Origin of the sequence: Mycolicibacterium wolinskyi (assembly GCF_002101965.1) — a bacterium.
Taxonomy (GTDB): Bacteria; Actinomycetota; Actinomycetes; order Mycobacteriales; family Mycobacteriaceae; genus Mycobacterium; species Mycobacterium wolinskyi.
This window is the reverse complement of record NZ_LQQA01000009.1, coordinates 41,339-63,640: the sequence shown is the minus strand read 5'-3', so window position 1 is coordinate 63,640 and position 22,302 is coordinate 41,339. Positions and strand designations below refer to the sequence as shown.

23 protein-coding genes and 2 tRNA genes are annotated in these 22,302 nt (G+C 65.7%); 16 read left to right on the top strand and 9 right to left on the bottom strand.

Annotated elements, in window-relative coordinates:
• The first annotated feature begins 1,087 nt into the window (after positions 1 to 1,087).
• Positions 1,088 to 1,249, top strand: coding sequence for a hypothetical protein (locus AWC31_RS36755; RefSeq protein ID WP_110774982.1), 162 nt, complete (start codon positions 1,088 to 1,090; stop codon positions 1,247 to 1,249).
• Positions 1,250 to 1,317: 68 nt separating this feature from the next.
• On the opposite strand, the gene AWC31_RS07695 is transcribed toward AWC31_RS36755, so the two are convergent.
• Positions 1,318 to 1,393 (bottom strand) — tRNA-Lys (locus AWC31_RS07695).
• 156 nt (positions 1,394 to 1,549) lie between these two features.
• Here AWC31_RS07695 and AWC31_RS07690 point away from each other — a divergent pair.
• Both AWC31_RS07690 and AWC31_RS07685 read left to right on the top strand, forming a co-directional pair.
• Entirely contained in the window at positions 1,550 to 2,770 is a 1,221-nt protein-coding gene (locus tag AWC31_RS07690) for a L,D-transpeptidase (protein WP_067847581.1), read from the top strand.
• Between the two features lie 95 nt (positions 2,771 to 2,865).
• Positions 2,866 to 3,228: a nuclear transport factor 2 family protein gene (locus AWC31_RS07685; protein WP_085143698.1), complete on the top strand. Its 363-nt coding sequence runs from the start codon at positions 2,866 to 2,868 to the stop codon at positions 3,226 to 3,228.
• A gap of 3 nt (positions 3,229 to 3,231) precedes the next feature.
• Here AWC31_RS07685 and AWC31_RS07680 read toward each other — a convergent pair whose 3' ends face one another.
• The gene (locus AWC31_RS07680) at positions 3,232 to 3,699 is read right to left on the bottom strand and encodes an SRPBCC family protein (protein ID WP_067847575.1); all 468 of its coding nucleotides are present in this window, start codon (positions 3,697 to 3,699) and stop codon (positions 3,232 to 3,234) included.
• Entirely contained in the window at positions 3,696 to 4,382 is a 687-nt protein-coding gene (locus AWC31_RS07675; RefSeq protein WP_085143697.1) for a DUF899 domain-containing protein, read from the bottom strand. The genes AWC31_RS07680 and AWC31_RS07675 overlap by 4 nt, the downstream gene beginning before the upstream one ends.
• A gap of 145 nt (positions 4,383 to 4,527) precedes the next feature.
• On the opposite strand from AWC31_RS07675, the gene AWC31_RS07670 reads away from it, so the two are divergent.
• Positions 4,528 to 5,298 carry an SDR family oxidoreductase gene (locus tag AWC31_RS07670; RefSeq protein WP_085143696.1) on the top strand — a complete coding sequence of 257 codons (771 nt, stop codon included), beginning with the start codon at positions 4,528 to 4,530 and terminating at the stop codon, positions 5,296 to 5,298.
• Positions 5,299 to 5,367: 69 nt separating this feature from the next.
• On the opposite strand, the gene AWC31_RS07665 is transcribed toward AWC31_RS07670, so the two are convergent.
• Positions 5,368 to 5,991, bottom strand: a complete 624-nt coding sequence (locus AWC31_RS07665) for a maleylpyruvate isomerase family mycothiol-dependent enzyme (RefSeq protein ID WP_085143695.1) — start codon at positions 5,989 to 5,991, stop codon at positions 5,368 to 5,370.
• Positions 5,992 to 6,196: 205 nt separating this feature from the next.
• On the opposite strand from AWC31_RS07665, the gene AWC31_RS07660 reads away from it, so the two are divergent.
• From AWC31_RS07660 to AWC31_RS07645, 4 genes are all read left to right on the top strand, one after another.
• Complete coding sequence (locus AWC31_RS07660) at positions 6,197 to 6,472, top strand: hypothetical protein (protein ID WP_085143694.1); 276 nt, start codon at positions 6,197 to 6,199, stop codon at positions 6,470 to 6,472.
• The gene (locus AWC31_RS07655; RefSeq protein WP_207626319.1) at positions 6,469 to 7,209 is read left to right on the top strand and encodes a hypothetical protein; all 741 of its coding nucleotides are present in this window, start codon (positions 6,469 to 6,471) and stop codon (positions 7,207 to 7,209) included. Before AWC31_RS07660 ends, AWC31_RS07655 begins: the two co-directional genes overlap by 4 nt.
• A gap of 66 nt (positions 7,210 to 7,275) precedes the next feature.
• A complete protein-coding gene (locus AWC31_RS07650; RefSeq protein WP_085143693.1) occupies positions 7,276 to 7,554 on the top strand; it encodes a hypothetical protein in 279 nt (92 codons plus the stop codon).
• Positions 7,538 to 8,035, top strand: a complete 498-nt coding sequence (locus tag AWC31_RS07645) for a hypothetical protein (RefSeq protein ID WP_085143692.1) — start codon at positions 7,538 to 7,540, stop codon at positions 8,033 to 8,035. Before AWC31_RS07650 ends, AWC31_RS07645 begins: the two co-directional genes overlap by 17 nt.
• Before the next feature lie 129 nt (positions 8,036 to 8,164).
• Here the strand turns inward: AWC31_RS07645 and AWC31_RS07640 are convergent.
• Both AWC31_RS07640 and orn read right to left on the bottom strand, forming a co-directional pair.
• Positions 8,165 to 8,240: transfer RNA gene (locus tag AWC31_RS07640), tRNA-His, on the bottom strand.
• Positions 8,241 to 8,281: 41 nt separating this feature from the next.
• Positions 8,282 to 8,929: an oligoribonuclease gene (orn, locus tag AWC31_RS07635; RefSeq protein ID WP_085143848.1), complete on the bottom strand. Its 648-nt coding sequence runs from the start codon at positions 8,927 to 8,929 to the stop codon at positions 8,282 to 8,284.
• Between the two features lie 103 nt (positions 8,930 to 9,032).
• Between orn and AWC31_RS07630 the strand changes: the two genes are divergently transcribed.
• Entirely contained in the window at positions 9,033 to 10,610 is a 1,578-nt protein-coding gene (locus tag AWC31_RS07630; protein ID WP_085143849.1) for a helicase HerA-like domain-containing protein, read from the top strand.
• A gap of 77 nt (positions 10,611 to 10,687) precedes the next feature.
• On the opposite strand, the gene cmrA is transcribed toward AWC31_RS07630, so the two are convergent.
• The gene (gene cmrA / locus AWC31_RS07625; RefSeq protein ID WP_085143691.1) at positions 10,688 to 11,494 is read right to left on the bottom strand and encodes a mycolate reductase; all 807 of its coding nucleotides are present in this window, start codon (positions 11,492 to 11,494) and stop codon (positions 10,688 to 10,690) included.
• Between the two features lie 32 nt (positions 11,495 to 11,526).
• On the opposite strand from cmrA, the gene AWC31_RS07620 reads away from it, so the two are divergent.
• Positions 11,527 to 12,831 carry an MFS transporter gene (locus AWC31_RS07620; protein ID WP_085143847.1) on the top strand — a complete coding sequence of 435 codons (1,305 nt, stop codon included), beginning with the start codon at positions 11,527 to 11,529 and terminating at the stop codon, positions 12,829 to 12,831.
• On the opposite strand, the gene AWC31_RS07615 is transcribed toward AWC31_RS07620, so the two are convergent.
• On the bottom strand, positions 12,828 to 13,583 hold the full coding sequence (locus AWC31_RS07615; protein WP_165765929.1) for an MmpS family transport accessory protein: 756 nt from the start codon (positions 13,581 to 13,583) through the stop codon (positions 12,828 to 12,830). The two genes, AWC31_RS07620 and AWC31_RS07615, sit on opposite strands and share 4 nt — an antisense overlap.
• 104 nt (positions 13,584 to 13,687) lie before the next feature.
• Here AWC31_RS07615 and AWC31_RS07610 point away from each other — a divergent pair, with 104 nt between their 5' ends.
• Positions 13,688 to 15,556, top strand: coding sequence for a S9 family peptidase (locus AWC31_RS07610; RefSeq protein WP_234816762.1), 1,869 nt, complete (start codon positions 13,688 to 13,690; stop codon positions 15,554 to 15,556).
• On the opposite strand, the gene AWC31_RS07605 is transcribed toward AWC31_RS07610, so the two are convergent.
• Positions 15,553 to 16,149 carry an SACE_7040 family transcriptional regulator gene (locus AWC31_RS07605; protein WP_085143689.1) on the bottom strand — a complete coding sequence of 199 codons (597 nt, stop codon included), beginning with the start codon at positions 16,147 to 16,149 and terminating at the stop codon, positions 15,553 to 15,555. The two genes, AWC31_RS07610 and AWC31_RS07605, sit on opposite strands and share 4 nt — an antisense overlap.
• Before the next feature lie 81 nt (positions 16,150 to 16,230).
• Between AWC31_RS07605 and AWC31_RS07600 the strand changes: the two genes are divergently transcribed.
• From AWC31_RS07600 to AWC31_RS07580, 5 genes are read left to right on the top strand one after another with little or no spacing between them, the layout of a single operon-like run.
• Entirely contained in the window at positions 16,231 to 17,772 is a 1,542-nt protein-coding gene (locus AWC31_RS07600; protein WP_085143688.1) for a carboxyl transferase domain-containing protein, read from the top strand.
• Positions 17,773 to 17,775: 3 nt separating this feature from the next.
• Entirely contained in the window at positions 17,776 to 19,773 is a 1,998-nt protein-coding gene (locus tag AWC31_RS07595) for an acetyl/propionyl/methylcrotonyl-CoA carboxylase subunit alpha (protein ID WP_085143687.1), read from the top strand.
• Positions 19,770 to 20,933, top strand: a complete 1,164-nt coding sequence (locus AWC31_RS07590; RefSeq protein ID WP_085143686.1) for an acyl-CoA dehydrogenase family protein — start codon at positions 19,770 to 19,772, stop codon at positions 20,931 to 20,933. The genes AWC31_RS07595 and AWC31_RS07590 overlap by 4 nt, the downstream gene beginning before the upstream one ends.
• Complete coding sequence (locus AWC31_RS07585) at positions 20,930 to 21,418, top strand: MaoC family dehydratase (RefSeq protein ID WP_085143685.1); 489 nt, start codon at positions 20,930 to 20,932, stop codon at positions 21,416 to 21,418. Before AWC31_RS07590 ends, AWC31_RS07585 begins: the two co-directional genes overlap by 4 nt.
• A complete protein-coding gene (locus AWC31_RS07580; RefSeq protein WP_085143684.1) occupies positions 21,418 to 22,236 on the top strand; it encodes an HpcH/HpaI aldolase/citrate lyase family protein in 819 nt (272 codons plus the stop codon). The genes AWC31_RS07585 and AWC31_RS07580 overlap by 1 nt, the downstream gene beginning before the upstream one ends.
• Positions 22,237 to 22,302: the final 66 nt, after the last annotated feature.

The window sequence follows — 22,302 nt, the reverse complement described above, 5'->3', positions numbered from 1 at the left end:
GGTGTGATCCGCCACCGGCCGTTGCCGTTATTGACGATCTTGTCTCAGCGCCGTCGGCCGAGCAGCAGCCAGTCGGTCAGCGAGAAACTCGGGGGATTGGCGACGCGTCCGAGGCGCCGGCAGCTGTGCACCATGAGCGGCTGGCCTGCAGCAACAAAGGAGGAGGTTGACGACGGCGTGGGGTCGGCGCCCCCGGCGGTGGTCATCAGCTAATACCTCGTATCTCGGCATCACTGCCGCGCAGTGCCGAATCGTCAGGACTCAGCTAACTTGATCTTAGCAGCTTGCCTGGTGGCTGACCAGCGTATGTAATCCGCTTCGCATTGTATGCAGTAACTTACGTAACCGTCAACGAATTGGTTGTCGTAAAACCTCGTCTTGCCGCATCCCGGTTAATAGCACATTCCATGGCGTGTCAACGGCTGTCTGGCGGAATGTAACCAAAGGCGTCCTCTGCAAATGAGGCGGACGCGTTGGGCGAGGCGGCGCACCCGGTTGCTTTGCCGGTGGTTGAGGCGGACGCCAGCGAACCCGTGGTATTTGAGAGTCGGGCAGTGCACCCACACCCTCCCTGCGGGCCGCCCGGTGCGACCCGCTAGGGTGATCTGCGAGTCCGGGTGCCCGGTGAGAAGTTTGCTGGGTGCGAGCCGCAGGCCTGCGGTGAAGCGGTTTGGCCAATTTATTGACACAGACATCAATCCATTGGCAAACCGGTGTTCGTCTGGTATGCACGGCTTTTCCGTCGATACGTGGCGAAGCGGCGGCGAGTCTAAGATTCGTCGCAGAATATTGTGTGAACGGCTCTTATTCCGAGATCGGTTGCTACCCCATAGGTGTACAGCTAAGGTCGGGATCAGGTCTGGGTCGGGGAGTCGGGCCGAGATCTGATCGGAACCGCAACACGAATGAATCGTGTGACTAGGGGGATTTTGCCGTGCAGCAAACGATCTGCGAATTTGCCGCCGTAATCACTGGTGCGACCACAGGCGAAGCCGGGCTCAACGTTCGCCGGCAGTAGACGGGCTGTTCGCAGCGGGTACCCAATGCGAGACGCCTTTCACACGATCCTGGAGGTCATATGGCACACGTGAGCGATGAAACCCTCAACGATTTGCGTAGGGAACTCGACCGCTTCAAGAGCGAGCAGTACCGCGATCGCGGCTACGCGGCGGCCCACCTGGCCGGCGCGGTGGAGATGTTGTTGGAAGAAGCCGAACAGAGCGTCGGCGACCATTATCGGGCCGGCTGAGCCGGCCGACGCCGTGCCTGGCCCGGAAACACCGAAGGCCAGGCATCGCATGCCTGACCTTCGGTATGTGGTGCGCCGTCAGGGTTTCGAACCCCGGACCCGCTGATTAAGAGTCAGCTGCTCTACCAACTGAGCTAACGGCGCGCGTGTGAGACAATAACAGGACTCGTGGCCAAGCGTGAAATCCGCTGGCCACGCGCCGTTAAGAGACGCTGTTGTCGGACTCTGGTCGCCGTAGCCCTTAGACTATTGCCAAGAATTGGTTGTTCGACAGCCAACGTTATGAGGGGTGGAGCAAAAATGGGGCAGGTGCAGACGGTGGCCCGTCCGCACCGGAATCTCTTCCGGTGGGCGATTGTCGCCATGGTGCCCGCTGTGATGGCTGGTCTTGTGGCCTGTGGGCGGGACGAGCCGGAGGGGCCGCCGCCGGTGATCACGGACAAGGGCACGCCGTTCGGCGATCTTCTCGTGCCTCGGGTGAACGCGTCGGTGACCGATGGGGCGGTCGGCGTGACCGTCGAATCTCCGGTCACCGTCACCGCGGAGAACGGTGTGCTCGGCGCCGTGTCGATGACCGACGAAGACGGTAACCCCATTGCGGGCAAGGTCAGCCCTGACGGCTTGACCTGGTCGACCACCGACCCGTTGGACTACAACGAGCAGTACACGCTCAACGCGTCCTCGCTCGGCCTCGGAGGCGTGGCCAACCGCAGGCTGACGTTCGAGACACACTCGCCCGAGAACCTCACCATGCCGTACGTGTTGCCCAACGACGGCGAGGTCGTCGGCGTCGGACAGCCGCTCGCGATCCGCTTCGACGAGAACATCACCGATCGGGTCGCCGCGCAGCGCGCCATCACCGTCAAGACGACTCCGGCTGTCGAAGGGGCCTTCTACTGGCTCAACAATCGCGAAGTCCGTTGGCGCCCCGCGCAGTACTGGAAGCCCGGCACGCGCGTGGACGTGACGGTGAACACCTACGGCGTCGAACTGGGTGACGGGCTGTTCGGCCAGGGCAACGTCGAAACTCACTTCACGATCGGTGACGAGGTCATCGCCACCGCTGATGACAACACCAAGACGCTGACCGTGCGCCGCAACGGTGAAGTCATCAAGACCATGCCGATCTCGATGGGCAAGAACAGCACGCCCACCAACAACGGCACCTACATCATCGGTGACCGCTACGAGCACCTGGTGATGGATTCGTCCACCTACGGCGTTCCGGTCAACTCGCCCAACGGTTATCGCACCGAGGTCGACTACGCCACCCAGATGTCCTACAGCGGCATCTACGTCCACGGTGCGCCGTGGTCGGTCGGCAGCCAGGGCTACAGCAACGTCAGCCACGGATGCCTCAACGTGAGCACCTCCAACGCGCGTTGGTTCTACGAGAACACCAAGCGTGGCGACATCGTCGAGGTGATCAACACCGTTGGCACGGTTTTGCCCGGCACCGACGGGCTGGGGGACTGGAACATCCCGTGGGAACAGTGGCGGGCCGGTAACGCCAGCACCTGATCGGGCCGCGTTCAACTACCTGTGCGGTAATCGACACACGTACCTTTCGCGGCGAATCTGGTTCTGTACCAGTTCGATACCGCGAAAGAGGCGACATGCCCGAACTCAATGACACCGTCACGGCCTACCTGAACACGTGGAACGCCACCGACGAAACCGACCGAAAGCAGTTACTGCACCAACACTGGTCACCGGACGCCACCTATGTCGATCCGCTGGCCGAGGTCAGCGGGCACGACGAGATCTCCGGGACCATCGCAGCTGTGCATACGCAGTTCCCGGGATTCGTGTTCACCCTTGTGGGTGAACCAGACGGTCACCATCGGCAGGTCCGCTTCCGGTGGGGCCTCGGTCCGCGCGGCGCCGATCCGCTGGTGATCGGATTCGATGTGCTGACCACCGATGGTGACGGCCGGATCCACACCGTGTTGGGGTTCCTCGACAAGGTTCCGACGTGACCGCTAGCGCACTGAACGGTCCAGGGCCGCAAGCGATTCAACGATGAACTCCTCCGGGAACGGTGGCATGCCACCGATCTGATCGGCGAAGCTCTGCGGCGTGTTGGTCCAGTCGTAGGTGAGGGTCACGTCGGTGCCCGAGTCGTTCGGCGACAGGTCGTAACGCCAAGTCCAGCCGCCCGGATCGTGATTGCCCGATTCGTCGAGTTGACCGGGCAGCCACTCGATGGCGCGGTCCTTCTCGAAATCGGTGACCAGATTGTGCATCACGTAGTGGCCACCGGCCGCGTCGAGGAACATGTTGATCGCGAAGATCTGGCCGGTCCCGGTGATGGGTTGCGGGTCGATGGCGTCGCGCACCCAATCACCGGGCTCGGTGTCCTGGTGGCGGGCCGGGTCGGCCAGGACTGCGAACACTTCGCTGGGCGGTGCGGCGATCGTGCGGGTGACGACGTAACGGGTGTCGGTCATGCGGTGTCCTCTCCGTAAAGGCGGGCGATGTCGGGGCTGTCGAGCCAGCCCGAATAGGTCGGTCGTTTCGGCCAACCCTCGGGCGAATCGAGCCACTCTTCCTGCCGGCCCCAGGGCAGCAGGTCGATGAGTGCGAATGTGTGGCTGAGCTGTTCGGTGCCGCGGCCGTTGGTGTGCCATGTCCGGTACACGGTGCCGCCGTCCCTGAGAAAGACGTTCACCGCGAAACCCTCATTGGGTGGGGCGTCGACGTCGGCTCCGAACGAGCTCTCCGACGACGAATACCAGTCCATCTTGTTGCCGACCTTGGCGCGGTAGGCCAGTGCCTCGTCGATCGGACCGTTGGTGACGACGACGAAACGCGCGTCGTAGTTGTCCAAGAAGTCGAGCCGGGTGAACTGCGATGTGAACCCCGTGCAGCCACCGCACTGCCATTCGGCGCCGTCGGTCCACATGTGGTGGTAGGTGATCAGCTGCGACCGGCCCGCGAACACGTCGACCAACCGCACGGGCCCGTCGGCCCCGATCAGCGTGTAATCCGGCAGTTCCACCATCGGGAGCTGCCGCCGGGCGGCCGCGATCGCATCGAGTTCCCTTGTGGCGGCCTTCTCGCGCTTGCGTAGCTCGTCGAGTGCGGCCCGCCAGGTCGCCTGGTCGACCACCGGGGGCATTCCCGTCGTCATCCCTACCTCCTCATCCCGCGGAGTCAACTGTCGTTCCCCTGTACTGACCCGCCACGCGACCGAAACTCATCGCGCACGGTACTGTCCGACGCACGAAGGGTGGCCTAACACTTTCACGAGAAAATGGAAAGCAGGTGGATCCAGAATGAGCGGCCAACGCACCGACGCCGCAGGATTGCGGCTCCTCGTCATCGGGGCTTCGTCGGGTATCGGACATGCGGTGGCGACGAGTGCTGCTCAGCGCGGCGCCAAGGTCGCGGTGGCGGCGCGTCGAATCGATCTGCTGAAGTCTTTGGCCGACGCTGTCGGAGGTTCGGCATTCGAACTCGACGTCGAGGATGCCGCTGCCATCAACCGGGTGGTCGGCGCGGCCGCAGACGCGCTCGGCGGTCTGGACGCGGTGGTGTTCACGAGCACGGTGGTTCCGTTCGCGTACATCGAGGACACCGACGTGGCGACATGGCTGCACGCGTTCAGCGTCAACGCCGTCGGCGCCAACAACGTGTTGCGTGCCGCGCTGCCGCACCTGACCGACAACGGCGTGGTGCTGATCGCCTCGAGTCACGATGTCGGCCGTCCGCGAGCGGGTGTGGCCGCGTACAGCGCCAGTAAGGCCGCGCTCGACGAGATTCTGCACTCGTGGCGCAGCGAGCATCCCGAGCTCTCGATCCTGCGCGTCGGTATCGGACCCACCGAAGACACCGAGATTTTGCGCGGCGCCGACCGTGACCTGCTGGCCCAGCTGTTCGAATCGTGGGTCGAGCACGGCCAGCTGCCCGCGCGGATGTCGGCACTCGACGACGTCGCCAACACGCTGGTGTCGTTGGTGACGAGCGCGCACGAAAATCCCAGTGTCGTCGCGGAATTCGTGCAACTCGCGCCGCGCATCAAGAAACCGTCGGCCGAGACGTCGTAGTTGAGGAGCGCTGTGCGAGGCCGACGCAATGGTCGGTCTACGCAACGGATTTCGACCATAACGTCGGTTTCAACGCTCGGGCTGCAGGCGGGCGACGCCGTCGCCGGTCAACTCGTCGGCGACCGCCGCGATCCGCCCCGTCATGGCCAGCAACAGCGCCTCGCCGCATCCCCGTATCTCGGCACCGCGTCCGCCGGCCCAATCGACATCCGTGGTGATCAGCCGCAATCCCCGCGTACGCCGGGCTCCGCCGATCACCGGACTGACCCGGGCGTAGGTCAGCGATGTCCGCAGCGCGTCGGTCGGGATGGTGCGGGTGAGGCCGAGCGGACGCCGGATGTCTTGCTGGTGGACCAGGCATTCGATCACCGCCACCCGCCCGCCGTAGAGCGCGCCCGCCCCGGACGGCTCACTGTCTCGCATGAGCGCGACGAGCCGTGCGGGGTCGACATCAGAGAGTGCCTCGAGGGCGCGGGCGTTGAGCTTGTCGACGTCGCCCCGGCACACGGTCATGTTCAGCACCAGCCGAGGGAGACTCTGCCCCAGGTAGGCGATCGTGTGGGCGGCCACGTCCCGCACGGTCCACCCGCCGCAGAGCGTGGAGGACTGCCACTGCGCAGGCGAAAGCCCGGCCAATAGTTCGGCGAACGCATCGCGTTCGGCACGCGCCAGGCTCCGGACGTCGTATGGCATGGGGTCAGTGTGCCTGATCGTGGAACGACCATCAGTTCGCGGCGTTTCAACGCATTCGGTCGACACGGCACTAGTTCCTGGCAAACAACAAGTGCGCTGTCGGTCTTCGGTTGAGGTAGGAGACGGTCGATACGCCGTGAGGAGGGATGTTCACAGCAAATGCCGGTAGGCTGCCGTCCAAAGAGTGGCCAGTTGGGGGATTGGCATGGCAAACGAGCTCGAAGTCAACGTTGATGGTCTGCGTATCGCGGCAGCCGCTAGTGAGATCGACGCAGCGACGATAGCGTCCGCCACTACCTACCGAAACACCTCGGTGCGACCAAGCAGCGCTGGTATCTCCGCTATCGAAGCAGCGGTAGCCTCCGTCCGACGCCGCCAAATCAGGTGGATTTCCGGGCAGGCCATCGACCTGCGCGAAGGTGCTGATAGTTACGACAGCGCGGACGAGGTCGGCGCTGACGCCATCACGAAAACCGTGTGATCGTCAACATGCCCGCCGGCTCTGCCTCTCAAGGAATTCCTTCTCGCACAGAGATCGAAGAATGGAACACGTCCGATCTTGATAGTGCAGCATCGAGCTGGCGGCAGCGGGCGATCGAATCGGAGGAAGTGTTTGAGCAACACCGCCAGAACATTCTTTCGCCGGGCGGCACGGATTGGGAGGGCAACGCCAAGGACGCTGCGTTGGACCGCGTTGCCTCTGATATCGGCGTCGTTCGAAGCCAAAACGTCGTGCTGCGCGAGGCCGCGGGAATCGCACAGGACGGTGCTCACGATATCCGGGCCGTACAACGCAAAGCGCTGGATGCGATCGCTGAAGCCGAGGCGGATGGGTTCAGGGTCGGTGCCGATCTTTCGGTGACCGACACGCGGCGAATGACGATCTCTACCATGGCGGCCCGGCAGACCGTTGCCACCGAGCACGCCGAGAACATTCGATGGAACGCCGAGCAACTTGCCAACACAGACCAGTTGGTTGGCCGACGCCTTCGGGCCAAAGCCGCTGAGCTCGAAGGTATTCGGTTCGACGGTGAAGACGACGGCGACGGCGCAGTTCACCTCGTGGATAACGAAATCAGGGAGAATCCGCCACTGAACTCCCCGCCATACCCGATGTATGACGTGATCGCCGACGCCACCGACCTTGACGGCAACCATGTTGTCCTGCGGCGTGGTTACTACGACGCAGTTACGGGAAGGGGATTCGGTTGGGATTAGGCGTACTGGAAGCACGGCATCATCAACCCTAATGTGTTCAAAGACCTAATTTCACACAGCCGACCAGTGAGCAACGACAACGGAACCCTCGTCTACGACGTTCCGATCAACCGTGCCCATTGCACGAAGGGTCCCTTCGGGATGATCGACTGTCAGGACACCGGTGAGAGCGTGACGATAAGAATCGTCGTGAACAGCAGCGAAGGAAATCCTGTGGTACCAGATGGCGGACAGAAAGGTGTGATCACGATGTATCCGCTTGCGGGCGGGAGCGGAGTCGTGGAAGTGCAACCGGGCTGGACGCTGACACCGCCGTGGGTGAACAACAATGTCCCGATCAACTGAGGCCACCCCCGCCGAGCGCGAGTTCGCTGCCGACGTGCTGAGAAACTTGTTGCGCCGCATCGACTCTGAGAACCAGAAGCACGAACAGCAGACGGTTCTTGTCTCGCACGCTTGGACCGAGGGGGCGATGTTCTACGTGGTGTACAGCGCTCCGCCGTCCGACATCACGTGGGGATTGACACGTGACACCAGGGAGTCGATCGTCGACCTCGGTCCATGGACCGATCTGGATGAGGCAGTGCTCTACTACTACCTGTTGGATTTCGAGGAGAATTGGCCGGGTCGTTTCTCTCGTCAGCCTGGAGAGCCAGACGTCATCCGCTGGTCGGGGGACCTAAGCGAGGACCTTGTAGAGCACCCGTCAGATATTCCCGATGGCTATCGTCATTCACCGTCGGCAGGAGATACGGCCGTGGAGTCCGAGCCGCCTGGGCAAGGGCCTGTCACAAACGAACCTCGCCAATACGGCGACCCGCTGTAGCACTGTCTGTCATCGCACCCGAAAGTACGGATGCAATCACACAGGTGCCGCGCTATGTGGCAAGCGCATGAGCGGAACCCGTTGACCGGACCAAAACAAAGGTGGGGGCCGAAAACGGCCCCCACCTATTGGGGTGGCTGACGGGACTCGAACCCGCGACAGCCAGGATCACAACCTGGTGCTCTACCAACTGAACTACAGCCACCATCGCTGCCAAGCCTATCGGCACAAGCAGCGTCGTAGATACTAACCGCTCGGACGCTCTACAGCCGAATCGGTTGTCGTCGCGTCGGCCGACCGTGGCCCGAGCTCGCTCGCGATCGCGGCGATTTCGCTGGTAGAAGGCCCGGGCTGGGGGACGAACGCGGTCGCGCGGTAGTACTTCAGTTCGCGGATCGATTCGTGGATGTCGGCGAGCGCGCGGTGGGCGAGGCCTTTTTCGGGCTGGCCGAAGTAGATGCGCGGGTACCAGCGCCGGCACAGCTCCTTGATCGAGCTCACGTCGATCATCCGGTAGTGCAGATAATCGTCGAGTTTGGCCATGTCACGGGCGATGAACCCGCGGTCGGTCGCGATCGAGTTGCCGGCCAGCGGTGCGGTCTTGGCTTGTTTGACGTGGCCGCGGATGTAGTCGAGGACCATCTCCTCGGCCGTGGCGAGGTCGACGGTCGACTTCCGCACTTCCTCGATCAGCCCGGATCGGGTGTGCATCTGCTTGACGACGTCGATCATCGAGGTCAGCGCCTCGTCATCGGTGTGGATCACTACGTCCAGGCCGTCACCGAGGATGTTCAGATCCGCATCGGTGACCAGCACCGCGATCTCGATGAGACGATCGGACTTGAGGTCAAGGCCCGTCATCTCGCAGTCGATCCATACCAGTTCGTCTCGCACGAAGATCCACAGTATGCCCACGCCCGCCAACCAGCCGCCCATACCCACCGGTTGACGACTAATGTCAGATGCCGACTTGATCGCGCAAACGGGAGGACGCGGCATGACGACCGAATCGACAGCAAACCCCGCGCAGCAGATCGCTGCCGGCTACGCGGTCGAAGGCCAGGCACTGGAACTGGGCACTGTACTCGTCGACGGAGTCGCCGACCCGGCCGCCCAGGTGCGCATCCCGCTGGCCACCGTCAACCGGCACGGGCTGATCGCCGGCGCGACCGGTACCGGTAAGACGAAGTCCCTGCAGGTGATCGCCGAGCAGCTGTCGGCCGCGGGCGTCCCGGTGTTGATGGCCGACGTCAAAGGTGACCTGTCGGGCCTGTCGAAGCCGGGGGAGACCAACGAGAAGATCGATGAGCGCGCCAAAGACACCGGCGACAGCTGGGCTCCGACGGCGTTCCCGGTCGAGTTCCTGTCGCTTGGCACCAGCGGGATCGGGGTTCCGGTGCGGGCCACCATCACCAGCTTCGGCCCGATTCTGCTGTCAAAGGTGTTGGGGCTCAACACCACCCAGGAATCAACGCTGGGCCTGATCTTCCACTGGGCGGACCAGAAGGGCCTGCCGCTGCTCGACATCAAGGATCTGCGCTCGGTCATCCAGTTCCTCACCAGCGACGAGGGCAAGCCCGAACTCAAGGCACTGGGCGCGGTGTCGACGACGACCGCCGGCGTCATCCTGCGCGCGCTCGTCAACCTCGAAGCCGAGGGCGCCGACACGTTCTTCGGTGAGCCAGAACTGGAACCGAAGGATCTGCTGCGCGTGGACGCGCAGGGCCGCGGCGTCATCACGCTGCTTGAGCTCGGTGCGCAGGCCGCGCGGCCGGTGATGTTCTCGACGTTCCTGATGTGGGTTCTGGCCGATCTGTTCACGACGCTGCCCGAGGTCGGTGACGTCGACAAGCCGAAGCTGGTGTTCTTCTTCGACGAAGCCCACCTGTTGTTCAACGACGCGTCGAAGGCATTCCTCGAACAGGTGGAGCAGACCGTCAAGCTGATCCGCTCCAAGGGCGTCGGGGTGTTCTTCTGCACCCAGTTGCCCACCGATGTGCCGAACGAAGTGCTGTCGCAATTGGGGGCGCGGATCCAGCACGCGTTGCGCGCCTTCACACCTGACGATCAGAAGGCACTCACCAAGACGGTGCGCACCTACCCCAAGACCGATGTCTACGACCTGGAGAAGGCGCTGACGTCGCTCGGCATCGGTGAGGCCGTCGTCACGGTGTTGTCGGAGAAGGGTGCGCCGACGCCGGTCGCCTGGACCCGCATGCGGGCGCCGCGCTCGCTGATGGACACCATCGGGCCTGAGGCCATCACGGCCGCGGCCAAGGCGAGCCCACTGCAGGCCACGTACGGCCAGACCGTCGACCGGGATTCGGCCTACGAACGGCTGGCCGCCAAGCTGGCCCCGCCGCCCGCCGAGGGTGGCGACGCCGGCGGGTTCGCCGGTGTCGAGGCATCCGGTGACGTGGCACCCATGCCGGCACCGGCTCAGCCGGAGGAGCCTGGCTTCTTCGACAAGATGATGTCCAGCCCCGCGTTCAAGAGTGCGATGCGCTCGGCGGGCACCGTCATCGGCCGCGAGATCACGCGCAGCATCTTCGGGACGGGCCGCCGTCGCCGCTGACCCTTGCCGCGGAACTGCATTCCCGGTCGTTGAAGCTGACGTTTGACGACCGGGAATGCAGTTCCGGCGAAATAGAACTAGCCCCCGCCGAGCTTCTTGTAGACGGCGCCGACGATGGGGGTGACGATGGCCCGCGGCGCATAGCCGCTGGCGACCGACATCGCCTTGGACGTCACCCCGGGCACCACGCGCATCTTGTTCTGTTCCAAGCCATCCAGCGACAGCTTCGCGGTGTACTCGGTCGAGATCCACAGGAAGTCCGGGATCAGTTTCTCGACGAGCGACTGCTCGGACGCGTCGGGCAGCGTCTCGCGAACCGGTCCCGGCGCGAGCAGCGTGACATGCACGCCGTCCCGCTTGAGCTCGCCGCGCAGCGACTCGCTGAACGTGTTGGCGAAGGCCTTGGACGCGGCGTACGTCGCGTTGTTGGGGATCGGCGAATTGCCCGCCGCCGAGCCGGAAATCAGGATGCCGCCGGCCTTGCGGGCCACCATGCCGGGTAACACCGCGAGGACAAGGTCATGTACGCCAAGGACATTCAGCTGAACCTGGGCCTTCTCACCGGCCGGGTCGAGGTCTTTGACCGCACCGAACGTCGCGGTGCCCGCGTTCGCGCACAGGATCGAGATCTCGCGCGTCGACAGCTCATCGCACAGTTCGGTCCTGGCCGTCGGGTCGGCCAGGTCGACCGCGCGCACCTCGACGGTGACTCCGTAGCGCTCGGTGAGCCGCTGCGCCAGCGCGGTCAGCACATCCTCGCGCCGCGCGGTGACGATCAGGTGGTGACCCCGGGCGGCGAGCTCGGTGGCCAACGCTTCGCCGATGTTCTGCGAGGCGCCGGTTACCACGGCACGGGCGTTCGGATTGGGAGCGGGTACTGGCATCCCGCAATCGTAGAAGCCATAGGGTGGCGGTCATGACCAACCCCGGCCGGGCGCGGGTGCTCGCATGGGCATTGTGGGACTGCGGCGCGACCGGCCTGAACGCGGTCGTCATCACGTTCGTGTTCGCGGTGTACCTGACGGGGACCGTGGGGGCCGACCTGCCAGGAGACACGACCCCGGCCAGCTGGCTGGGCCGGGCGATGACGATCGCGGGTCTCGTCGTCGCGTTACTGGCGCCTGTCACCGGAATCTGGGTCGACTCGCCGCTACGGCGGCGCCGAGTGCTCGCGGTGACGACCGGTGCCGCGGTCGTGTTGACGGCGGCGATGAGCCTGATCCGCGACGATCACCGTTATCTGCTGCCGGGACTGGTGTTGTTGGCGTGCACGGCGGCGTGCAACGAGCTGGCGACCGTGCCCTACAACGCGATGCTGAGGCAGTTGTCCACCCCGGAGACATCGGGGCGGGTGTCCGGGCTCGGTCTGGCGTTGGGTTACGCAGGCAGCGTCGTGCTGTTGCTGCTGGCCTACGTCGGGTTCATCGCCGGTGACGGCGACACGCGCGGGCTGCTCGGCATCCCGGTGGCGGACGGGCAGAACGTCCGCGCGGTCATGTTGCTCGTCGCGGTGTGGTTCACCTTTTTCGCGCTGCCGCTGTTCATCGTCGTGCCGCGGGTGACCGACGCGGGGCCACCCGAACGGGTCGGGTTCCTGGGCGCCTACCGCAAGCTGTGGTCCGAGGTCCGCGGGGAATGGGAGCGCGACCGCCACGTGGTCTATTACCTGGTCGCCAGTGCGGTTTTCCGCGACGGGCTGGCCGGTGTGTTCGCCTTCGGTGCGGTGGTCGGCGTCAACGTCTACGGCATCTCGGACGCGAACGTGCTGCTGTTCGGGATCAGTGCCTGTGTGATCGCGGCGCTCGGAGCGGTCACCGGCGGGCTACTCGACGATCGACTGGGTTCCAAACCCGTCATCGTCGGATCGCTCGTCAGCATGATCGTGGTGGGACTCACGCTGATGGCGCTGTCCGGGCCGGTGGCCTTCTGGGCGTGCGGGTTGCTGCTGTGCCTGTTCATCGGGCCGACGCTGTCCGCGGCGCGTAACCTGATGTTGCGCATGTCGGTCGAAGGCAAAGAGGGCGTGGCGTTCGGTCTCTACACGACCGTGGGCCGCGCGGCGTCGTTCCTGGCGCCGTGGCTGTTCTTCATGTTCATCGACATCTTCGGCACGGACCGGGCCGGCTTGGGCGGCATCATCGTGGTGCTCGTGGCGGGCTTGGCCGGCATGCTCGCGGTGCGCACGCCCGCCCGGGCGGGCGTCGAATCCCGTACCCGCTAGCCCGAGCCCACGCAGATCGTCAGGCCCGACCCGGTGCGATGCTGCGTCTGGACTCCGTTGACCGAAACGGTGCACGACACCTCGGGGCCGAAGTTGAGCACGCTCACACTGGCGGTTTCACCGGCAGGCTCGGCGAGCTCGACGGTTTTGCTCCAGGGCAGCAACACGTTGAACTCCGTCTGGAACATGTTGCCGGTGTCCAGGTAGGTGATGTTGATCGCCCGGCCTTCCCCGGCGACCTCATACGTGACCGTCTCGGTCGCTCCAGGTGTCGTCGTGCCGGTGGGCGGGGTGGGCGGTGGGACGGGTATCGGCCGCGGGGCGCGCGATGTCGTCGTCGGCGGAGTGGTGCTCGGGGTGCTGAAGCTCGGTTCCGGGGCGATCGGCGGTGCGACGACGGTCTCTTGCCGCGAACCGTTCGCGATCACGAGGGCGATGACCAAACCGACGACGATCAGTACCGCGAGCGCGGCCAGCACCCACAACCACATGCGGGGTTCGCGACCGTCGGGCTCCTGCTGCTGCGGCGGCTCACCGGGTGGCGGATACCCCGCGCCGTACTGACCGGTGGCGTACGGGTCGTAGCCGTAGGGCGGGTACGACGGGAGCTGACGGGTGGTATTCGGCGCAGCGGGGTAGACGCCGTTGTACGGCGGCTGGTTCGCATACGCCGGATCCGGATAGTCCACGGGATAGCCGGAACCGAGCTGTTGGGTCGGTTCGGACCCGTCACGGCGTGGTGAATCAGTCATGCCCACCTCATGGCTGCAGGGTACCTGTGCGGGTGCTCAGTGCGCTGCGACCGAGGTGGGTCTGGATACCCTTCCAAGGGGTGACACAGGACGGAGGGAGGCTAGTGGCTTCGGCGAATCGGCACGTGCGGGTGAATTACGGCGCGTCGCTGTCCCCGGATGCGACGGCGTTCGCGCACCTGGTCGACGACGGCGGCTATCCACGCGCCGTTCAGCGGTTCCTGCGCGGCTGGCGGGCGAGTTCGTCGCGAGACGTGGAACTTCCCGTGGCCGGTGCGGTCACGCGGGTGATCCACTCTGCCGATGGCCATTGGCTCGCGTGCGAGGTGTCCCCGGAGGGCGGTACCCGTAGCCAGATCTGGGTCGTCACCACCGATCCCGATGATCGTGACGCACGTCGCATCGACTCATGGCCGGCCGACGCCGCCGAGGGCACGGCAGAGCTGATCGGGTGGGACGGCACGCAGGTAGCCGCGATCCTGACCGGTGACGACGGTGTCGGCAGCTCGTGTCTGATCGATCCGGCGACCGGCAACGTCGTTGTCCTCGACCGCCGGTCGGGCGGCAGGCTGGTCGACTCCTGGGCGGGTGCCTCGCTCGTGCGCGTCGGCCCGCGCGGCTACCGCGAGCTGATCATGCTGTGGGGCCAGACCGAGATGGCGCTGCTGCCGTACGACCCGGGCTCCACGACCGATGTCGGCGTCATCCTGGACGACCACCAGCCCCGGCGGTTGCGCAGCGGTTTCGAAGGCGATGCGACCACGCTGATCGAGCCCGCCAAGATGTATGGCGCCGGCAGCACCGATGGCTATGTCCGGGCATTGATCCGCAGTGAGAACGGGGCAAGCCATGCGCGGCTGCTCGAAGTCACGGTCACCGCCGACGGTGTGTCCTACCACGTGGTGGCCGAGCGTCCGGGGTACGAACTCGACGAGTTCGTCGTGAGCGACGATCTGTCCACCGTCGCACTGTTGTGGAACATCGACGGCTGCAGCGAGTTGCAGATCCTGCAGTACGCCGATGAGACGCTGTCCGAACCGATTCCGCTTCCCGGGATGGTGGCCAGTGAGCTGAGCATCAGTGCCGGCGGCTCCATGGTGGCGCTGACCGTTCAGGGCCCGTCGCTGCCGCCGACCGTCGAACTGGTCGATCCGCGCACGCGCGAGTGGGAACGGATCGACCGGGAACCGAGCCACGGACCACTCACCGGCACACCGACTTTGGCGCGGATCACCGCGCGCGATGGGCTGGACCTCAACGCGTGGCTCTACGAGCCGGACGTCGAGCCCATCGGGGCGATGATCTTCCTGCACGGCGGACCGGAAGGTCAGTCCCGGCCCGACTACAACGAGTTCTACCCGAAGCTACTGGATGCCGGTATCACGGTGCTGACCCCGAACGTGCGTGGATCCGGGGGATTCGGCCGGGCTTTCATGCACGCCGACGACAAGGAACTGCGCTTCGCGGCGATCGACGATGTCGCGGACTGCGTGCACTATCTCGTCGAGCGGGGCCTCGCGCGGGCCGATCGCATCGCCTGCAGCGGTTGGTCCTACGGCGGCTATCTGACCCAGGCGGCGTTGACGTTCCATCCCGAGCTGTTCGCCGCCGGGATCAGCATCTGCGGCATGAGCGATCTGAATACGTTCTACCGCAACACCGAACCCTGGATCGCCGCCGCGGCCTACCCGAAGTACGGGCACCCCATCGCCGATCGCGAACTGCTGGAGCGGCTTTCGCCGTTGTTGCGGGCGCATGCGCTGACCGCGCCACTGCTGCTGGTACACGGTGCCAACGACACCAACGTGCCGCCTAGCGAATCGCAGCAGATGTATGACGCGCTGCGTGCGCTCGGCCGCGATGTCGAGATGCTGGTATTCGAGGACGACGGTCACGAGATCATCAAGCGCGAGAACCGGGCAATCCTCGTCGACGCCATGGCGCGTTGGCTCACCAAGGCGTTCAGCGGCTAGACCGTCGCGGTCAGGGCGGCGATCGTCATGCGCCGCAGCACCTCGCGCGATTGTGCTTTGGGCGCAGCGGGTCTCACGCTGTGCGGCGTGGAGTTGAGCAGGCCGAAGGCGGCGTGTGCCATCACCCTGGCGTCGTCTTCGGGCAGGTCCCGGTCGAGTCGGGTGAGCACCGATACCCAGATCTCGACGTATTGGCGCTGAGCCCGGCGCACCTGCCGCTTGGCGGCGTCGGGCAGGTGGCCGAGGTCGCGATCCTGGATGCGGATCAGATCCGATTCCCCGAAGGCGAAATCCAGATGGAAATCGACCAGGCCGTCGAGCGCCTCGGCGGGATCGTCGGTGCGTGCGATGACTTCGCGGGCGCCGGCGAGCAGGCGGGTGCTGATACCCACCAGGAGTTCGACGAGCAGGGCTTCCTTGTTGGGGAAGTGCCGGTAGATCGCCGGCCCGCTCACGCCGACGGCAGCGCCGATGTCCTCGAGCCGGACCGCGAGGTATCCGCGTTCGGCCACCAGCCGTTCGGCGGCGGTGATCAGCTGGCTGCGGCGATCCGACTTGGCCTGGCTGCGGCGCGTCACGGCGCTGGCGGACATGGCGTCTCCGGAGGGTAGACAACTCGGTTAATCGTGACTAACATACCACGAGTTAGTCGCCATTAACTCAAATGGAGCTGCATGTCATCGCACCGCGACGAGCATCTGGCGTTGGTAGCCCAGCTGCGCGCCAAACTCGCCACCGCCGCCCTCGGCGGGCCCGAGCGGGCCCGCGAACGCCACGTCAGCCGGGGCAAGTTGTTGCCACGTGACCGCGTCGACGGCCTGCTCGACCCGGGCAGCCCGTTCCTGGAGATCGCTCCGCTGGCCGCCGACGGCATGTACGACGACGAATGCCCTGGCGCCGGGATGATCGCAGGTATCGGGCGCGTGTCGGGCCGCGAATGCCTGATCGTCGCCAACGATGCGACCGTCAAAGGTGGCACCTACTACCCGATCACGGTCAAGAAGCACCTGCGCGCACAGGAGATCGCGGCACAGAACCGTCTGCCGTGCATCTACCTCGTCGACTCCGGAGGCGCCTTCCTGCCGCGCCAGGACGAGGTGTTCCCGGACCGCGAGCACTTCGGCCGGATCTTCTACAACCAGGCCACCATGAGTGCGGCGGGCATCGCGCAGATCGCCGCGGTACTCGGTTCGTGCACCGCGGGCGGCGCCTATGTGCCTGCCATGAGCGACGAAGCGGTCATCGTGCGCAACCAGGGCACGATCTTCCTCGGCGGCCCGCCGCTCGTGAAGGCCGCGACCGGGGAAGTGGTGACCGCTGAAGAGCTCGGCGGCGGTGACCTGCACTCCAAGACCTCCGGAGTGACCGACCATCTGGCCCATGACGATCGCGACGCGCTGCGCATCGTGCGCAACATCGTGTCGACGCTCGGCCCTGCCGAGGCCCCGCCGTGGAACGCCGAGCCGACGGTCGACGCGGTCGCCGACCAGACCGAGCTCTACGACGTCGTGCCCGTCGACGCGCGGGTGCCCTATGACGTGCACGAGGTCATCACCCGCATCGTCGACGGCGGGCAGTTCAACGAGTTCAAGGCCGAATACGGCGCCACCCTGGTCACCGGGTTCGCCCGCATCCACGGCCACCCCGTCGGAATTGTCGCCAACAACGGTGTGCTGTTCGGTGAATCCGCGCTCAAGGGAGCACATTTCATCGAGCTGTGCGACAAGCGCAAGACACCGCTGCTGTTCCTGCAGAACATCTCGGGCTTCATGGTCGGCCGTGACTACGAGGCGGGCGGCATCGCCAAACACGGCGCCAAGATGGTCACCGCAGTCGCCTGTGCGCGGGTGCCGAAGCTGACCGTGGTCATCGGCGGGTCCTACGGCGCGGGCAACTACTCGATGTGTGGGCGCGCGTATTCGCCGCGGTTCCTGTGGATGTGGCCCAACGCGCGGATCTCGGTGATGGGCGGTGAGCAGGCCGCGTCGGTGCTGGCCACGGTGCGCGGCGAGATGACCGACGAGCAGGCCGAGGAGTTCAAGGCGCCGATCCGCGCACAGTACGAACACCAGGGCAACCCGTACTACTCCACGGCGCGGCTCTGGGATGACGGCGTGATCGATCCCGCGGACACCAGAACCGTGCTCGGGCTGGCTCTTTCGGTTGTGGGCCAGGCTCCGCTCGAGCCGGTCTCCTACGGCGTATTCCGGATGTGAGGCATGAGTTCTTCGGTATTTGACACTGTCCTGGTGGCCAACCGCGGCGAGATCGCCGTTCGCGTCATCCGCACGTTGCGCGCCATGGGAATTCGTTCGGTCGCGGTGTTCAGTGACGCCGATGCCGGTGCGCGCCATGTGGCGGCCGCCGACGTCGCGGTCAACATCGGCCCCGCAGCGGCCCGGCAGAGCTATCTCAAGATCGACGCCGTCGTCGACGCCGCCCGCCGTACCGGAGCGCAGGCCGTGCACCCGGGGTACGGATTCCTCTCCGAGAACGCCGATTTCGCGGCCGCACTGCAGGACGCCGGCATCGTGTTCATCGGACCGCCCGCATCGGCGATCGCGACGATGGGCGACAAGATCGCGGCCAAGGCCGCCGTGTCGGCCTTCGGGGTGCCCGTCGTCCCTGGCATCTCACGTCCCGGGCTCACCGACGATGACCTTATCGCCGGGGCCGAAGAGGTCGGCTACCCCGTGCTGGTCAAGCCGTCGGCAGGCGGCGGCGGCAAGGGCATGCGGGTGGTCGAACGGGCCGCCGACCTGCCCGCCGCCCTGGTCAGTGCCCGCCGCGAGGCCGGCGCCGCGTTCGGTGACGACACGTTGTTCCTCGAACGATTCGTGTTGCGGCCCCGCCACATCGAAGTCCAGGTGCTCGCCGACGGTCACGGCAACGTGATTCACCTCGGCGAGCGGGAATGCAGCCTGCAGCGGCGCCACCAGAAGGTCATCGAGGAGGCGCCCTCTCCGCTGCTCGATGCGCCCACTCGGGCCAGGATCGGCGCCGCGGCCTGTGACACCGCGCGTAGTGTCGACTACACGGGTGCCGGCACGGTGGAGTTCATCGTCTCCGCCGACCGGCCCGATGAGTTCTTCTTCATGGAGATGAACACCCGCCTGCAGGTCGAGCATCCGGTGACCGAGATGGTCACCGGCATCGACCTGGTCGAGCAGCAGATCCGCATCGCCGGCGGCGACAAACTCGCGATCGACCAGGACGACATCGTCATGACCGGTCACGCCGTCGAGGCCAGGGTCTACGCCGAAGACCCCGCCAACGGATTCCTGCCGACCGGAGGCCCGGTGCTCGGGCTCGGTGAGCCGACCGGGGTCGGGGTGCGGGTCGATTCGGGGCTCGCGGCGGGCATGGTGATCGGCAGCGACTACGACCCGATGCTGTCGAAGGTCATCGCCCACGCCGACGACCGAGCGGCCGCGCTGCAGCGGCTCGACCGGGCGCTCGCCGACACCGCGGTGCTCGGCGTCACCACCAACACCGAATTCCTGCGGTTCCTGCTGGCCGATCCCGACGTTGCGGCCGGGCGGCTCGACACCGGTCTGCTCGATCGGCGCGCACCGGACTTCACCCGGACCGCTCCCGGAGATCAGGAGCTCATCGCCGCCGCGGCCTACAAGTGGGTTCGGCACTGGACCGCGGCAGGCGACGATCTCTGGCGGCTGCCGTCGGGCTGGCGATTAGGCGAACGCGCGCCCGCGGTCTTCCGCCTGCGCGCGGCCGAGCGTACCGATCACGTGTACCTGACCGGCACACCCGGCCACGCGACCGCCACCGTCGAACACGGCGAAACCCACACGGTGAGTGCCGCTCTCGGCGACGGCCGGTTGACCCTGACGCTGGACGGGCTCCGCACCGACTACCTCGTCGCGGTGACCGACGGCCAGATCTGGCTGTCCGGCGGTGGGCGCACATTCCTCGTCGAGGAAGTACGCGAGGCGCCCGTTCGCCCCGACGACGAACACAGCGGCGACGCCGAACTCGCCAGCCCCATGCCGGGTTCGGTCGTCGCGGTGGGAGTTGACAGTGGTGCCGAGGTGGCCGCCGGAACCGTCGTCGTCACCGTCGAGGCCATGAAGATGGAACACGCGTTGACCGCACCCGTTGACGGTGTGGCCGAACTACTCGTCGCCGTCGGCGACCAGGTCAAGGTGGGTCAGCCGTTGGCCCGAATCACCGCTCGCACACAGGAGAACGAATCATGAGCGACTTCTTGTCCACCGGAACGCTGCCCGACCACTATGAACAGTTGGCCAAGACCGTCCGCGACTTCGCGCAGAGCGTGGTCGCACCCGTCGCCGCGAAACACGATGAGGAACACTCGTTCCCGTATGAGGTCGTGGCGGGCATGGCCGACATGGGTCTGTTCGGTCTGCCGTTCCCCGAAGAATACGGCGGGATGGGCGGCGACTACTTCGCGCTGTGCCTCGCCCTGGAGGAACTCGGCAAGGTCGACCAGAGCGTCGCCATCACGCTGGAGGCCGGTGTGTCGCTCGGTGCGATGCCGGTGTACCGCTTCGGCAATGACGCACAGAAGCAGGAGTGGCTGCCGCTGCTCGCGAGCGGCAAGGCGTTGGGCGCGTTCGGCCTGACCGAGGCCGGTGGCGGCAGCGACGCCGGCGCTACGAAGACCACCGCGCGCCTCGACGACGGTCACTGGGTGATCAACGGCTCCAAGCAGTTCATCACCAACTCGGGTACCGACATCACCAAGCTTGTCACGGTCACCGCGGTGACCGGCGAGAAGCCCGACGGCAAGAAGGAGATCTCGTCGATCCTCGTGCCGGTGCCGATCGAGGGCTTCACTGCTGAACCGGCTTACAACAAGGTCGGCTGGAACGCCTCGGACACCCACCCGCTGAGCTTCGACGACGTCCGGGTGCCTGCCGAGAACCTGCTCGGCGAACGCGGCCGCGGCTACGCCAACTTCCTGCGGATCCTCGACGAGGGCCGCATCGCGATCGCCGCCCTGTCGGTCGGTGTGGCGCAGGGCTGTGTCGACGAATGTGTCCGCTACGCCAAGGAACGCCAGGCATTCGGCGCGGCCATCGGCACCTACCAGGCGATCGCCTTCAAGATCGCCAGGATGGAGGCGCGTGCGCACACGGCCCGCGCGGCCTACTACGACGCCGCCGCGCTGATGCTGGCCGGCAAGCCGTTCAAGAAGGCGGCCTCGGTGGCCAAGCTCGTGTCCAGTGAGGCCGCGATGGACAATGCGCGTGACGCCACCCAGATCTTCGGGGGCTACGGCTTCATGAACGAGTACCCGGTGGCCCGGCACTACCGTGACAGCAAGATCCTCGAAATCGGGGAAGGCACAACGGAAGTACAGCTCATGCTGATCGCGCGGGAGGCGGGCCTGTGACCGAACCGAGAATCGTCGAGCAGCGGGGGCTGTGGTTCGAGGAGTTCGAGACCGGCGTGCGCTACCTGCACCGGCCCGGGCGCACGATCACCGAAGCCGACAACGTGCTGTTCACCACGCTCACCATGAACACTCAGGCGCTGCACCTCGACGCGGCCTTCTCCGACGCACTGCCGCCGTTCAACCAGCGGCTGGTGAACTCGATGTTCACGCTGTCCACGCTCGTCGGACTTTCGGTCGCCCAACTGACCCAGGGCACCATCGTCGGCAATCTGGGATTCTCTGAAATCTCGTTCCCCAAACCGCTTTTCCACGGTGACACGCTCTACGCCGAAACCGAGATCACCGACAAGCGGGCGTCCAAGAGCCGGCTTGGGGAGGGCATCGTGACCTTCGCCCACACCGGCCGCAATCAGCACGGCGACATCGTCGCCACCGCGTCGCGCAAAACCATGGTTCGGATGCGTCCGGCGGAGGAGGCATAGTGGCACTGGCGAATACCGGACCCGGCTGGCTGTTCTGCCCGGCCGACCGGCCAGAGCGGTTCGAAAAGGCCGCGGCGGCAGCCGATGTGGTGATCCTCGACCTCGAAGACGGCGTCGCGGCAAAGGACCGGGAGGCCGCGCGGCAGGCGCTGCTCGAAACCCGGCTCGACCCGTCGCGCACCGTCGTGCGGGTCAATCCGACCACCACGCCCGACCACGAACTCGACTTGAAGGCAGTCGCGGCCACCGACTACACGACGGTCATGCTCGCCAAGTCAGAGCACCCCGACCAAGTGCGGGCGCTGGCGCCGCTGGACGTCGTCGTGCTCATCGAGACACCGCTCGCCGCGCTCAACGTCGTGTCGCTGGTGCAGCCCGACAACGCGTTCGCGGTGATGTGGGGAGCCGAGGACCTGTTCGCGGTCACCGGCGGCACAGCAAACCGGCGTGACGACGGCAGCTACCGCGACGTCGCCCAGCACGTGCGGTCACAGACACTGCTGGCGGCCAAGGCGTACGGCCGCATGGCGCTCGATTCGGTGTACCTCGACATCAAGGATCTCGACGGGCTGCGCGCCGAGGCCGACGACGCGGTCGCGGTCGGATTCGACGCCAAGGTGGCCATCCATCCGACCCAGGTCTCGGTCATCCGGGCGGCGTACGAGCCGACGGCTGAGCAGGCCGAATGGGCGCGACACGTACTCGCCGAAGCTCGCGTTCAGCGGGGCGTGTTCCAGTTCGGGGGCATAATGGTGGATGCCCCAGTGCTGCGACGTGCCGAGCGGATTGTCCAGCTAGCGCCACACCCAGGCGACTAGCCGGCGGCCCCTCACCAGGGGTTTTGTTCGTACCGCCGCTGCGCTGAGCACCTCACGGAATGACGG

Coding starts and splice junctions, on each gene's coding strand:
- AWC31_RS07595 (WP_085143687.1), top strand. CDS start 17,776: ATGAGTTCTTCGGTATTTGACACTGTCCTGGTGGCCAACCGCGGCGAG.
- AWC31_RS07665 (WP_085143695.1), bottom strand. CDS start 5,991: ATGCCATACGACGTCCGGAGCCTGGCGCGTGCCGAACGCGATGCGTTC.
- AWC31_RS07660 (WP_085143694.1), top strand. CDS start 6,197: ATGGCAAACGAGCTCGAAGTCAACGTTGATGGTCTGCGTATCGCGGCA.
- AWC31_RS07590 (WP_085143686.1), top strand. CDS start 19,770: ATGAGCGACTTCTTGTCCACCGGAACGCTGCCCGACCACTATGAACAG.
- AWC31_RS07615 (WP_165765929.1), bottom strand. CDS start 13,583: ATGACTGATTCACCACGCCGTGACGGGTCCGAACCGACCCAACAGCTC.
- AWC31_RS07600 (WP_085143688.1), top strand. CDS start 16,231: ATGTCATCGCACCGCGACGAGCATCTGGCGTTGGTAGCCCAGCTGCGC.
- AWC31_RS07605 (WP_085143689.1), bottom strand. CDS start 16,149: ATGTCCGCCAGCGCCGTGACGCGCCGCAGCCAGGCCAAGTCGGATCGC.
- AWC31_RS07685 (WP_085143698.1), top strand. CDS start 2,866: ATGCCCGAACTCAATGACACCGTCACGGCCTACCTGAACACGTGGAAC.
- AWC31_RS07670 (WP_085143696.1), top strand. CDS start 4,528: ATGAGCGGCCAACGCACCGACGCCGCAGGATTGCGGCTCCTCGTCATC.
- AWC31_RS07645 (WP_085143692.1), top strand. CDS start 7,538: ATGTCCCGATCAACTGAGGCCACCCCCGCCGAGCGCGAGTTCGCTGCC.
- AWC31_RS07630 (WP_085143849.1), top strand. CDS start 9,033: ATGACGACCGAATCGACAGCAAACCCCGCGCAGCAGATCGCTGCCGGC.
- AWC31_RS07620 (WP_085143847.1), top strand. CDS start 11,527: ATGACCAACCCCGGCCGGGCGCGGGTGCTCGCATGGGCATTGTGGGAC.
- AWC31_RS07675 (WP_085143697.1), bottom strand. CDS start 4,382: ATGACGACGGGAATGCCCCCGGTGGTCGACCAGGCGACCTGGCGGGCC.
- AWC31_RS07680 (WP_067847575.1), bottom strand. CDS start 3,699: ATGACCGACACCCGTTACGTCGTCACCCGCACGATCGCCGCACCGCCC.
- cmrA (WP_085143691.1), bottom strand. CDS start 11,494: ATGCCAGTACCCGCTCCCAATCCGAACGCCCGTGCCGTGGTAACCGGC.
- AWC31_RS07690 (WP_067847581.1), top strand. CDS start 1,550: ATGGGGCAGGTGCAGACGGTGGCCCGTCCGCACCGGAATCTCTTCCGG.